This window comes from Craurococcus roseus (assembly GCF_039523795.1).
Taxonomy (GTDB): Bacteria; Pseudomonadota; Alphaproteobacteria; order Acetobacterales; family Acetobacteraceae; genus Craurococcus; species Craurococcus roseus.
Genome location: NZ_BAAAFZ010000001.1, coordinates 37,717 through 49,204 on the forward strand (window position 1 = coordinate 37,717; position 11,488 = coordinate 49,204).

The following is an 11,488-nucleotide window of genomic DNA, read 5'->3' on the forward strand; positions in this document are numbered from 1 at the left end:
CGCATCGGAGCGCTTCCCGGTTCCGCGCGTCGGACGTGAACCGCCCCGGCCGCAGCGCCCGTGCGACGCCCCCGCCCCGACAGGGCCGCTTTCAGCGCGACGGCGTCCCGCTCGCGCCGGCCGCTCCGTTTTGCTGTTGGCCGCCGCAATGCTCCGGGCGGGCGCCGCCATCGCCACCGCTGCCATCGCCGGCGGGGTTCGCGGGCCGCCGCCCCTGCGCTTGCTGCGCCGCTTCGCCCGGACCGCTCACCGCTTGGCGGGCTTCCCGCACCGCGCGCCGCGCCGCTTCTTGGTCGCCGCGCTCCAGCGCCAACTCGGCTTGGTTCACCCAGCCGATCGCGAGCCGGTCGCCGCCGACGCCGGGGCCTGCCATCCGCAGCGCCCGGTCGGCTTGCGCCAGCGCGGCCTCGGCACGGGCGCGGTCGTTCCCCTGCATCGCCGCCCGCGCCTCCTGGAGCGACTGGCGCACGTCCTGCATCGCCCGTTGCTGGCGGCCGTGCGCGAGCAGCAGGTCCGCGACGTCCCAATCGTCGCCCGCCAGTTCGCCCGCGGCGCCCCGCATGGTCGCAGAGCCGTTGTTCAGTACCCGGGCATGGGCCGCCTGCGCGCGCTGGCGGTACCGCTCTTCCTCGCGGCCCAGGCGGTAGCCGCGCTCGAATTGCGCGCGGCCGGCGCGCTCCATCTCCGACCGGTCGGGCCGCACGCGGTCCGCACCGGCGCCACCGTAGCGGTAGCCGTAGGGCTCGCGGTCGTACAACGGCCCGCCGTACAGCCCGCCCCCGCCGCCGGTGGAGCGCCCGCCGTCCTGCCCGACGCGGCCGCGGTCGTAGGCGGGCGGCTGGTAGTCGCCGTCGCGGCCGGGACCCAAGTAGCCCTGCGATTGCGCCGCCGCGGGGCCGGGTCCGAAAGCCAGGGCGCTCCCCAGCGCCAGAACCGCCGCCTTGGCCGTCGTCCTCACCATAGCGCCCTCCTTGATTTGGCCGCAGCGGCACGGGCCCGCGGCGCCGCGGGCCCGGCCGGTGCGGGCGTCAGTCGAACAGGCCGCCAGCGAACCACCCGCGCTCGCCGCGTTCACGGTCGCGCTCGCGGTCGCCGTAGCGGTAACCGTCGTCGCGGCCGTAGGAGCCGCGGCGGTATCCGCGCTCGGACGCGCGCCGCTCGTCGTCGCGGCCCATCCGGTACCCGCGCTCGAACTGCTCGCGCCCCGCGCGGTCGCGCTCTTCGAACCAGCCGCGGCGGCCCTCGCCGAAGATCTCCGGCCGGCCGTCGAACCAGCCGCGCTCGCCGCGCCCGAACGCCTCGGCGCGGTCGCGCCCGTCGGATTGCGCCGCCGCCGGGGCGGGGGCGAGCGCGGCCCCGGCCCCGGCCCCCAACAAAGCGGCGAACAGGGCAGGGATCAGTGCTTTGCGCATGGTTTCCGTTCCTTTCCCAGTTGGTTGGCGCCGCCCGGCGCGGCTTCGCCCGCGCCGGCGCTGGCGGGGCCGCGGCCTCAGAGGACGCCCGGCTCGAAGCGCCGGTAGTCGAGGCGCGGCGCCCGCGCGGCCTCCTCGGCCGTGCCGAAGGGCAGGGCGTAGTAGTTGTTGCCCGGGTCGAAGCCGTAGCCGTAGCCGTAGAACGGATAGCCGTAGAGGCCGCCGCCCCAGCCGATGTCGCGCGTCACCACCACGCCGAGCACCTTGCCCTCGCGGCTGAGCGCCACGTCGGACACGCGGCCGTAGCCCATGCCCCCGCGCAGGCGCGCGTAGTCGCCGATCAGCTCAGACAAGCGGAACTCGCGCGGCCCGGTGACGATGGTCTCCGGGCCGTCGAACAGGCCGCGGCGCTCGGCCTTGTTCTCCGTGGTCGGGATCCGCACGCCGTCGCGGCCCGGCGTCAGGTCCACGTCCGACCACTTCACCCGGAACGCCGCGTCGCCGATGTCGAGGAAGCCGCCGCCCTCGACCACGATCGCCGTCACCTGGCCGTCGGCGTCGACGAAGACGTCCTGCACCTCGCCGATCTGGTTGCCGTTGGGCCCGTGGACGTCCTGGCCCATCAGCCGCGAGGCGCGGATGCCCTTGTAGAGCGCCTCGGCGGAGGCGGGACGCGCGCGCTGCTCGGGCGGCAGGCGCGACTCCACGTCGGGGACGATCAGGACGAGCATGTTCGGGTTGTTTTGGCCCGCAGCCCCTCCTTGCCGCGCGGCGCCCTGTTGCCCTTGCTGCTGTTGCTGTTGCTGTTGTTGCTGCTGCCCAGGGGCCGCGGCGGACCAGAGGGCGACCGCCGCGACCATGGCGGACGCCGCGAGCGACGCCCGTTTGGCCGTCCAACCGGGAGACGCCGTCGCATCGGCGGCGCGGGACTTTGCGGTGGTGTTCATGGCTTCCTCCTTGCGGTGTTCACCCGGCCGCATTGCGCACCGGCAGCAACGGGCCGACCCTGATCTCGGTCAGGAAACGCGTTCGCCGCCCCGTGCTTCCGCGGACTCAGTTCTGGCCACCGGGCGGCGGGCAGCCTTTCCACACCAGCGCCTGCATGGCGGTGTTGGCGCGGAGCAGGTAGATCGCCACCGCGCCTTGGGTGGTCGGGGGCAGCGCGGCCAACGCGCCGCGGCGCACCGCTTGCTCGGGCGAAACGCCCTGCCCGCCGAGCCCGAGTTGCTTGAGCGCGCCGGAAGTGTCGGAGGCCTTCAGCGCGTGCTCCACCGCCGCCATCACCAACCCGTCGGCGGTGCGGATCGCCTCGTCGTATCGCGCCGCCAGTTCGGAGCAGCCGGTCCCCGCGGTCTGCGCACGGGCCGTCATCGCCGGTACGACGGCCGCCAACACGGCCAAGGCGGCAGGCATCGACCGAAAGCGTGCCGGCATCGCGTTCTCCTTCTCCGAGCGCTCGAGGAGCGCTGTGGCCGGCAGCGGCCGCTCCCCGGCTGCGCGCGAGCAGCGACGGCGACGGGGGACCGTTCCCGGGTGTTTGCCCGTGGCGCGCGCGCCGGGACCGCCGTGCCGCGTGCAGAGGCGCCGCTAGCGGCGGCGCGCCTTCCTGAAGAAACCCCACACGAGGCGCAGGAGCGCCAAGTTGCGTAAAAGCTTGAGCATGGAGCCTCGCTGTTCGGCCCGCTTCCGGGATGCGGTGGGAAGGGCGGCCCGGCGCGCGGGCCGCCCCTCCGCCGCCGCTACTGCGTCCGGCCGGAGCCGGAACCCTGCTGGCTCCCGCCGCTGCCCGAACCGGAGCCGCCCGACGAACCGCCGCCGGGCGTCCCGGACGATCCGGAGGTTTGCGAGCCAGCGCTCGGCGGGTTGATCGTCATCAGGACGGTATTGCCGTCCTGCGTGCGGGCCTGCACCAGATAGGCGGTGTCCAGGATCTGCACGTCGCGGAACCCGGCCTGGGTGAGCTGCTGGCGTAGCCGCTCCTGGCCCATGGCCTGTTGCTGGCTCTGTCCCTGCTGCCTTTGCTGGCCCGAGGACTGCGATTGCTGCTGCTGCCCTTGCTGCCCCTGCGCGAAGGCCGGGCCGGCGAGGGCCACGCCGAACGCGGCGGCCGCGGCGATGAGTTTGGGTGCCATGGTGTCTCCTTCCGATCCTTGCCGTCGGCCGGCGACCCGTCCGCCGCGCCGTGTTCTCCCTCGACCGGGGGGGGCCGATGGCCCCCCGCCCCGGTCTCGCCGGTCAACGGAACAGCCGGAGGCCTTCGCCCCAGCCGTAGCGGGTGCCGTACTCGGCGAGGTTGTTGCGGTCGTATTTCGGGAGCCGCTCGAGCTCCTCGCGCGTCATGTTGAGGCGCGCCCGCTCGTTGCCGCCGGAGCCGAGCTGTATCCGCTCGATCGGCACCGCGGCGCGGCTTTCACCGATGCCGAGGAATCCGCCCCATTCCACCACCGCGGCGCGGACTTGGCCGGTGCGGTCGATCAGCAGGTTCTCGACCTCGCCCGCGTCCTTGCCATTGGCGCCGACGACATTGGTGCCGACCAGCGACTGCACGCGCTGGAGCGGCACACCGGCCGCTGCGGGCGAGGCCGCCGCCGGCTGGGCTCCGCCGCCGGACTGCGCGGGCGCCGCGCCGGCAGCAGGCGCGCCCGCCCCCGCCGCCGCTTGCTGCCGCGCCGCATCCGGGGTCTGCTGCGTCAGGCTGCGCTGCTGCACACCGGCGTCCGCCTGCTGCTGCATGGTGACGACGGGCTGGCCCTGCTGCTCGTAGCGGACCTGCGGCTGCCCCTCCGCCTGCTGCACGTTCACGCGCGGCTGGGCGCGTTGCACCTGCACCTGGGGTTGCGCCGGGGCGACCTGCACCTGCGGCTGGGCCTCCACCACGCGCACGTCTGGGCGCTGCTGCTGCACCGTCACCTGCGGCTCGGGCATCTGCACCGTCACCTGGGGCGGGGGCTGACGCACGATGATCTCGGGCTGCGGCACGACCACGGTGATCACCGGCTCGGGCTGCTGGACCGTCACCATCGGCTGCGCTTGGTGGACCTGGATGTTCGGCGAGCCTTCGCGCACCACCACCGTCGCGTCGCCCTGGGCGCCGCCGGCCGCCGCGGCGCGGGCGTCGGCCTGGAGCTTGGGCACCACGACAAGCAAGGCGTCGACCGCTCCCTGCGCCCGCTGCGCATCCGGCTGGTTGCCCTGCAAAGCCCGATCGGCCTCGCCGACGCGCTGTTCGGCGTCGCGGTAGTTCTGGTTGGTCCGGAGATTGGCAGGCAGGCTCACCATCGCCTGCTGGGTGTGCAGCAGCGCCTCGCGCGCCTGCGCCATCGCTTGGTTGCGGCGCTCGCCGCCCGGCTGCTGCGCCATGGCCTGCACGGACTCGCGCAGGCGCTGCGCCGCCTGGAACAGCCGCTCCATCGACTTGGTGTAGTCCACGTCCGAAGCGGGGATCGCGGGCCGCCCAGGCGTTTCCGCCCGGTTGGGCCCGGCGGGCTGGCCCGGTTGCGCCTGCGGCTGCGCCGCCGTTTGCGCGTCGGCGGTCCCGGGGGCTGCGGCCAGCAACAGCGCCGCCGCGATCGCGGTCCCTGAGAAGAGTTGTGCTTTCATGGGCGTGTCCTTTCCAACGACGGTTCGCCGTCCTTTCGCATGGCCGGCGTTCCGGCCGACGCCGTCGCGCCGGCCGCGCTGCCATGGCCCATCCGACACCGGCCACCGCGCGCCGACCCTGATCCGCATCAGCAAAAGGGCGTTTTCCCACCGACGCGCGGGAGCAAGGCGCGACGAGCCATTTCGCCGCAGCGCTGCCGGCGTGCCGCGTCCTCCCACCCGACGGCGCCGCTCGGGTCCGGCATCACCGTTCGCCGCGCGGCCCAGGGTCCGGCGCCAAGCCGGGCGCGGGCACGGCGCCCCGGCCCTCCGGCATCACCTCGCGGTAGATCTCGTTGAGCGTCCGCAGCTCCTCGCGGCGCTCCTGCTGGCTCGGCAGCACGCCTTCCTGGCGCATCAGCCCGCGCGCGCGCTCCTGGGTCGGCTGCTGGCGCTGCCACTCCGGGGAGGTTTCGGTCGATCGGGGCGGCGGCGCGTCCGGCCGCTGCTGCTGCTGCGCGAGCGCCGCGCCGCCGACGCCGAAGAAGGCGCAGAGCGCGCCGAGGCGCAGGCACGCGGCCGCGGCGGCCCGGCGCGGCGGCGTCCGCACCGGTGCCGGGCCGCCATCGCGGCGGGTGTTGGGGATCGGTGCCATTCGCGTCCTTCCTTGCATGAGGCGTGGGGTCCGGCGCGTCCGTCCGGACCGCGCCGCGTAGGGCCCGCCGGCGGCGAAGGAGGGCTGGCCGACGGGGCGCCGACCCAACGGACAGCAGCCGGCGGGCGCGCGCCCTGATCTGCATCAGCGATTCCGCGTCCGGACGCGCCTAGCCTCGACCAATGCCGCCGTCCCCAATCCATCAGCGGCTGGAAACGGCCGGAGTCCCGATCGGAGCGCGCGCCTGCCGGCCCGTTCCGGGTGGCGCCCGGCCCTGCGCGCCGGAGGGCGAGGCGGGGCCGCTCCGCCGCTGGGCGCGGCGCGCGGCGAGGGCCGCCGCTGGCGCCGCCGGGTCCGCTGCTGTAACGCTCCCGGGCGCGAGCCGCGGCCATCCCGCGGCAGCCGCGCGGTCCGGAGAGATGACGGAACCCACGCCCACTCCGCGCGGCCGCCCGCTGGCGTGGCACCTCGGCGTGCTCTGCGCCGCGCTGCTGGTGCCGATGCTCGCGCTCGAGGCGTTCCTGCTTGTGCAGATGGCCAACGCCGAGCGCGACCGCCACCGAGCGGAAGCGCGCGACACCGCACGCCGCGTCGCCGTCTCGCTCGACCGCGGGCTGACGACGCTGCAAGCCGTGCTGGAGGTGCTGGCGACATCGGACCACCTGCGCAGGGGCGACTTCGAAGCCCTCCGCCGCCGCGCGCGCGAGGTGCCCCGGTCCGCGGGGACCGAAATTGCGGTGCGCGACCGGCAGGGGCGGACCCTCGTCAGCACGGACGGACCGTTGCTCGGCGGCGATCCCGAGGCGGACCGGGCCGCGCTCGAGACCGGGCGGCCCCAGATCACCGACCTCCTCCCGAGGGAGGAGGGGCGGCCGTGGCGCTTCGCCATCGTCGCCCCCGCCGTGGGCCCCGGCGGCGAGCGCGACTACGTCATCGAGCTCAGCGTGCCCGTCAAGGCGCTCGACGACGTCCTGGGCCGCGGCGAGATCCCCGCCGGCATGACGGCGAGCGTGGTGGACCGGCGCGGGACCATCCTGGCGCGCAGCGCGGAGCCGGAGCGCTTCGTCGGCGCGCCCTTGTCGCCGGGCGCCCCAGCCCGGACGGAAACGCGCCCGGAAGGCTGGCGGCGCACCGCCGACGCCAACGGCACCGTGGTGGTGCTGGCCTGGTCCAGGTCCGAGGTGGCGGGCTGGACGACCGCGGTGTTCCTGCCGGAAAGGGATTTCGAGGCGCCGCTCCGCCGCTTGCTCTGGTCGGCGGCGGCGCTCGGCGCCGTCCTCGCGGCGCTCGCGGCCGCGCTCGCCTTCGTCTTCGCCCGGCGCATCGCGCGGCCCATCGCGGCCCTGGCCGGCGTCGCGGCGGGGAACGGCGCCGGCGCGGCGGCGGCGGGGAAGCTCGCGACGCCGGTGCGCGAGGTGAACGAGGTCGGCCGGGCGCTGGGCATGGCTTGGCTGGACGCCCGGGCGCGCGAGCGGGAGCGCGAAGACCTGCTGGCGACGCTCGACCGCGCGCAGGTGCTCGTCTGCGACGCGGAAGGCCGCATCACCGTTTGGACCAAGGGCGCGGAGCACCTCTACGGCTGGTCGAGGGAGGAGGCGATCGGGCGCGTGGCGGACGAGCTTCTCGCCACCCGGCCCCCGTGCCCCCTTTCCAGCGTCCAGGCGGACCTGCTGGCGCGCGGCGAGTGGCACGGGGAACTGCGCCGCCGGCACCGGGACGGCACGGCGCTGGTCGTGTCCAGCCATTGGGCGCTGCGCCGGAACCCGGACGGCGCGCCGCTGGCGGTGGTCGAGGTCTGCACCGACATCACCGCGCTGCGCGAGGCGGAGAACGCCTTGCGGCGCAGCCGTGACCTGCTCGCCTCCGTCCTGGACGGCAGCGCGGACCCGATCTTCGCCAAGGACGCGGAAGGGCGCTTCGTGCTCCTGAACCGGCCCGCGGCGGAGCTGCTCGGCGTCCCGGTCGAGGCGGCGCTCGGGCGGCGCGCGTCGGAGCTGCTGCCGCCCGCGGCGGCCGCGGCCCTGGAAAAGGCGGATCGGGAGGTGATGGCCTCCGGCGAAACCCGCGCGTTGGAGGACGAGGTCGCCACGCCCGGAAGCGAACGGCGCGTCCTGCTCACGACCAAGGCGGCTTGGCGCGACGCGGAGGGCCAGACGGTGGGCGTGATCGGCGTGTCCCGGGACATCACCGCGCGGCGCCGCGCCGAGGCACTGGTGGAAGCCAGGCGCAGGGAGATGGAGAGGTTGCAAGCCGAACTGCTGCACGTTTCGCGCCTGAGCGAGATGGGCGCCATGGCGACCGCGCTGGCGCACGAGCTGAACCAGCCGCTGACCGCGGTGGCCAACTTCGCCGACGCCGGGCGCCGCCTGCTGGCCGGCGACGCGGCGTCCGACCCGGAGCGGCTGGAAGCGGCGCGCGACGCGATGGCGGAGGCGGCGGAGCAGGCCGTGCGCGCCGGGCAGATCGTGCGGCGGCTGCGCGGCTTCTTCTCCCAGGGCGACGCGGACAAGCGCCCGACCGACATCAACGCGTTGGTCGGGGAGGCGGCGGCGCTCGCGTTGGTGGGCACGCGCGAGCAGGGCGTGGAAGCGCGGCTCGACCTCGACCCGGGCGCGCCGCCGGCGCTGGCCGACCGGGTGCAGATCCAGCAGGTGGTGGTGAACCTGGTGCGCAACGCCGTGGAGGCGCTGCGCGACGCGCCGCGGCGCGAACTCGTGGTGGCCACGGCCGCCGCCGCGGGCGCGGTCCGGGTCAGCGTGGCCGACACCGGACCCGGCTTGCCGGAGGACGTCGTTGAACGGCTCTTCGAGCCCTTCGTGAGCACCAAGCGCCACGGCATGGGCGTCGGCCTCTCGCTCTGCCGCTCCATCGTCGAAGACCACGGGGGGCGCCTCTGGGCCGAGGCGAATCCGGGCGGCGGCGCGGTGTTCCGCTTCGTCGTCCCGGCCATGCCCGCGCCCGCGTCGCCAGGGGAGGTTGCCGATGCCGGATGACGACGCGGGCCCCGGCCGCAAGGTCGCCCATGTGGTGGACGACGACGCGGCCGTGCGCCGTTCGCTCGCGCTGCTGCTCCGTTCCGCGGGCTTCTCCGTGCAGGTCCACGAGTCGGGCGAAGCGTTCCTGAAGGCCGCGGAGTCGGCGGCGCCCGCCGGCGGCCTGCCCTTCGGCTGCGTGCTGCTCGACCTGCGCATGCCCGGCATGGACGGGATCGCGGTGCAGCGCGAGATGGCGGCGCGCGGCCTCGGCCTGCCCGTGGTGGTGGTCACCGCCCACGGCGACGTGCCGCTGGCGGTGCAGGCGATGCGGGCCGGGGCGTCCGACTTCATCGAGAAGCCTTACGGGGGCGAGGCGATCATCCAGGCGGCGGAAGCGGCGCTCGCGCGCGGCGACGAGGACCGGGCGCGGGCGCGCGAGGCGGCCGAGGCCGCTGCGCGCGTGGCCGCGCTGACCGCGCGCGAGGCTGACGTGCTGCGCGGCCTGCTCGCCGGCCGGCAGAACAAGGTCATCGCCCGCGACCTCGGCATCAGCCCGCGCACGGTCGAGATCCACCGCGCGAACCTGATGGACAAGCTCGGCGTGCAAAGCCTGTCCGAAGCGCTGCGGACGGCGCTGGCCGCAGGTTGGGCGCCACCGGGCGAGAAGCGCCCGTAGGATCGGGCCGCGAAAAGCCACGCTCCGCACGGCGACACCCTGGACGACTCCGCCAAAGCCGCGAACAGCAAGGAAGCCAGGCGGCAACGCAGGGAGATGGTGAGGCGCCGCGGCGACGCCTCCCGGTCAACATGGGACCTTGACGCCTGAACGCTGAGGTCGGCCCGCCCCGGCCCCGTCGCGGTTTGCGCGTCCGGCTCCGGACGCGGCACGCTCCGGGCCTCCGCCGCGGAGCAGCGGCCTCAGCCCCGCTGCCCGCGTTCGTACAGGTAGCCGCCGGTCGCGCCGGCGGCGGCGCCGATCAGCGCGCCCCAGCCGAAGTTGCCGCTCAGCGAGCCGAGCAGCGCGCCCGTAGCGGCGCCGAGCCCGGTGCCGGCGGCGATTGCCGGCTGGGCCGAGTCGCGGATCGGGGGGCCTTGGCAAGCGCCGAGCAGCACGGCGACGGCGGCCAAGGCGGGGAGTGTGGTGCGCTTCATGGCTCCGGCTCCTGTCAGCGGCGGCACGCGTAGTTGGCGTCCAAGAAGCGGAACAAGGCGTTCGCCGGGTTGTCGTCGGCGACGCGCGGGTTGGCCCGGGCCCAGGCGACGAAGCGGCCCACCGCCTCTTGGCGACTCGGCGGCAGGCCGCAGAAGTTCGGGTTGGAGCCGGGCCGGCTGGCGGCGCGGTGGTAAGACAGGGCGCCAGCGGCGAAGCCGTGGCAGAATTGGACGGCCTGGGCGTAGGCCGGGTCGCCCGGCGGCGTGGCGCACAGGTCCACGAGTTGGGAAGTGGTCCGGGCTTCGAAGGATTGCTCCTGCACCGCATGGGCGGCGGGCGGCGCGGCCGAGAAGGCCGCGGCGGCGAGGCCCGCCAACGCGACCGTCCAAACAAACGTGCGCGGCATGATGGTCTCCTCGTCTCGGATTGCGGCAAGGCCCGGCGCCGGAACCGTCGCTCCGGTCCTGGTGCGGCGGCCGGAGAACGGCGGCGGCGCTCCCTCCTCCATGGCGCCGCGCCGCCGTGCGCCCGGTCCACTCGGGCGTGAATCGGATGGACGGCCGTCAGTCGTCCCGATCGGCGCCGCCCCTTGGGCCGCCGCGCCCGCCGCCGGTGAAAGGCTGGGCGGGTCCTGGCACGCCCGCCCCGGCGAGCGAGGCGCCCGGGACGTTGCGGTCCACTACCGTGCCGCTCCGGACCAAGTCCGCCGCGCGGGCGGCGCGCGCCTGCGCGAGCTCCACGTCGCGCTCCCGCAAGGCTTGCCGCGCCGCGCGGACGGCGCCGACCGCGCCGCCCGCCGCCGCCTCGCGGTCCGCGCCCTCCGGCAAGGAGCGGGTCGCCAAGCGGCTTTCGGCCCGCCCTAGCGCGACCCAGGCCGCTCGGAGGTCGCCTTGGTCCATCCGCCGCTGGGCTAGGTCGAGGAACTCCATCGCAGCGCTGTAGCTGTGATCCTGGTCCGCGCCGCCGCTGTTGCTCGCCCGACGCTCGTCGTCGCGCCCGGCCTGGTAGCCGCGCCGGAATTGCTCGCGGGCGTGGCGGTCCGCGCTGGAGTCGAGATCGCCCAGCGTCGGGTTGCCGGTACGGCCCGACCAGCCGTAAGGGCCGCCGTACGGGCCGCTGTCATAGGGCTCGCGGGAGTGCGATTGCGCGGCGGCCGGTTGCGGCGCGATGGCGCCGGCGCCGAGCGCCGCAGCGACGAGGGCGGCCAAGCCTGTGGTTGCGTTCTTCATGGTGCGTCTCCCGTGTCTTCCATCCGGTGTCTGGCGCGGCGGACCGATGCTGGCCGCGGTCGTGCGCCTTCCGTGCCTTCGGCGCTGCCGAATCGGCACTGGCGGCGTCCGGATCTGAACTCCGGGGCCACGGCGCCGGCCCTGATCTGGCTCAGGAAAACCGCGAAGCCGGCGGGCGCGCTCCGCGACGGCGGCCAAGCGTCGCCGCCGGAGCCCGGTCGCGGCCGCGGGCGATGGCGCGGGCGGGCACCCTCCGGCCGCACGCCGCCTGACCTGATCTGGGTCAGGGAGTTCCGGCCGTGGGCGGCGCCATTCTGCGCACCGACGGCGGAAAACGCGGCGGGAGCCGCCCGCCGCACGGCAGGAGGGACGCATGAGGCCAACAGTCGAACCCATGGCGCCCGGAGCGCCGCGAGGCCACGGCCCAAAGGAGCGCCATCGCCGCCGCCGCGCGCGCGCGCTCCCGATCGCTGCCGGTGCGGCGG

General features: G+C 75.4%; 12 protein-coding genes. 2 read left to right on the plus strand and 10 right to left on the minus strand.

What is annotated here, in order from left to right; all coding sequences use genetic code 11:
- Positions 1–91: 91 nt before the first annotated feature.
- The 7 genes from ABD067_RS00170 to ABD067_RS00200 form a co-directional block, all read right to left on the minus strand.
- Entirely contained in the window at positions 92–961 is an 870-nt protein-coding gene (locus ABD067_RS00170) for a hypothetical protein (RefSeq protein WP_343893101.1), read from the minus strand.
- A gap of 67 nt (positions 962–1,028) precedes the next feature.
- The gene (locus ABD067_RS00175) at positions 1,029–1,412 is read right to left on the minus strand and encodes a hypothetical protein (protein ID WP_343893102.1); all 384 of its coding nucleotides are present in this window, start codon (positions 1,410–1,412) and stop codon (positions 1,029–1,031) included.
- Between the two features lie 77 nt (positions 1,413–1,489).
- Positions 1,490–2,359, minus strand: coding sequence for a PRC-barrel domain-containing protein (locus tag ABD067_RS00180; RefSeq protein WP_343893103.1), 870 nt, complete (start codon positions 2,357–2,359; stop codon positions 1,490–1,492).
- 106 nt (positions 2,360–2,465) lie between these two features.
- Entirely contained in the window at positions 2,466–2,846 is a 381-nt protein-coding gene (locus ABD067_RS00185) for a hypothetical protein (protein WP_343893104.1), read from the minus strand.
- A 305-nt stretch (positions 2,847–3,151) separates the two neighbouring features.
- Positions 3,152–3,544: a hypothetical protein gene (locus tag ABD067_RS00190; RefSeq protein ID WP_343893105.1), complete on the minus strand. Its 393-nt coding sequence runs from the start codon at positions 3,542–3,544 to the stop codon at positions 3,152–3,154.
- A 103-nt stretch (positions 3,545–3,647) separates the two neighbouring features.
- Positions 3,648–5,012 carry a PRC-barrel domain-containing protein gene (locus tag ABD067_RS00195; protein ID WP_343893106.1) on the minus strand — a complete coding sequence of 455 codons (1,365 nt, stop codon included), beginning with the start codon at positions 5,010–5,012 and terminating at the stop codon, positions 3,648–3,650.
- 244 nt (positions 5,013–5,256) lie between these two features.
- Positions 5,257–5,646, minus strand: coding sequence for a hypothetical protein (locus ABD067_RS00200; RefSeq protein WP_343893107.1), 390 nt, complete (start codon positions 5,644–5,646; stop codon positions 5,257–5,259).
- A gap of 419 nt (positions 5,647–6,065) precedes the next feature.
- Between ABD067_RS00200 and ABD067_RS00205 the strand changes: the two genes are divergently transcribed.
- A complete protein-coding gene (locus tag ABD067_RS00205) occupies positions 6,066–8,639 on the plus strand; it encodes a PAS domain-containing protein (protein WP_343893108.1) in 2,574 nt (857 codons plus the stop codon).
- The gene (locus ABD067_RS00210) at positions 8,629–9,297 is read left to right on the plus strand and encodes a response regulator transcription factor (protein ID WP_343893109.1); all 669 of its coding nucleotides are present in this window, start codon (positions 8,629–8,631) and stop codon (positions 9,295–9,297) included. Before ABD067_RS00205 ends, ABD067_RS00210 begins: the two co-directional genes overlap by 11 nt.
- Before the next feature lie 242 nt (positions 9,298–9,539).
- Here ABD067_RS00210 and ABD067_RS00215 read toward each other — a convergent pair whose 3' ends face one another.
- From ABD067_RS00215 to ABD067_RS00225, 3 genes are all read right to left on the minus strand, one after another.
- A complete protein-coding gene (locus ABD067_RS00215; protein ID WP_343893110.1) occupies positions 9,540–9,773 on the minus strand; it encodes a glycine zipper family protein in 234 nt (77 codons plus the stop codon).
- Positions 9,774–9,787: 14 nt separating this feature from the next.
- Positions 9,788–10,180 carry a Rap1a/Tai family immunity protein gene (locus ABD067_RS00220; RefSeq protein WP_343893111.1) on the minus strand — a complete coding sequence of 131 codons (393 nt, stop codon included), beginning with the start codon at positions 10,178–10,180 and terminating at the stop codon, positions 9,788–9,790.
- A 157-nt stretch (positions 10,181–10,337) separates the two neighbouring features.
- Entirely contained in the window at positions 10,338–11,003 is a 666-nt protein-coding gene (locus ABD067_RS00225; protein WP_343893112.1) for a hypothetical protein, read from the minus strand.
- Between the last annotated feature and the right edge of the window lie 485 nt (positions 11,004–11,488).

Excerpts from the sequence above, each read along its gene's own strand:
- ABD067_RS00170 (WP_343893101.1), bottom strand. The coding sequence starts at position 961 with ATGGTGAGGACGACGGCCAAGGCGGCGGTTCTGGCGCTGGGGAGCGCC.
- ABD067_RS00205 (WP_343893108.1), top strand. The coding sequence starts at position 6,066 with ATGACGGAACCCACGCCCACTCCGCGCGGCCGCCCGCTGGCGTGGCAC.
- ABD067_RS00180 (WP_343893103.1), bottom strand. The coding sequence starts at position 2,359 with ATGAACACCACCGCAAAGTCCCGCGCCGCCGATGCGACGGCGTCTCCC.
- ABD067_RS00200 (WP_343893107.1), bottom strand. The coding sequence starts at position 5,646 with ATGGCACCGATCCCCAACACCCGCCGCGATGGCGGCCCGGCACCGGTG.
- ABD067_RS00210 (WP_343893109.1), top strand. The coding sequence starts at position 8,629 with ATGCCGGATGACGACGCGGGCCCCGGCCGCAAGGTCGCCCATGTGGTG.
- ABD067_RS00195 (WP_343893106.1), bottom strand. The coding sequence starts at position 5,012 with ATGAAAGCACAACTCTTCTCAGGGACCGCGATCGCGGCGGCGCTGTTG.
- ABD067_RS00175 (WP_343893102.1), bottom strand. The coding sequence starts at position 1,412 with ATGCGCAAAGCACTGATCCCTGCCCTGTTCGCCGCTTTGTTGGGGGCC.
- ABD067_RS00215 (WP_343893110.1), bottom strand. The coding sequence starts at position 9,773 with ATGAAGCGCACCACACTCCCCGCCTTGGCCGCCGTCGCCGTGCTGCTC.
- ABD067_RS00220 (WP_343893111.1), bottom strand. The coding sequence starts at position 10,180 with ATGCCGCGCACGTTTGTTTGGACGGTCGCGTTGGCGGGCCTCGCCGCC.
- ABD067_RS00185 (WP_343893104.1), bottom strand. The coding sequence starts at position 2,846 with ATGCCGGCACGCTTTCGGTCGATGCCTGCCGCCTTGGCCGTGTTGGCG.
- ABD067_RS00190 (WP_343893105.1), bottom strand. The coding sequence starts at position 3,544 with ATGGCACCCAAACTCATCGCCGCGGCCGCCGCGTTCGGCGTGGCCCTC.
- ABD067_RS00225 (WP_343893112.1), bottom strand. The coding sequence starts at position 11,003 with ATGAAGAACGCAACCACAGGCTTGGCCGCCCTCGTCGCTGCGGCGCTC.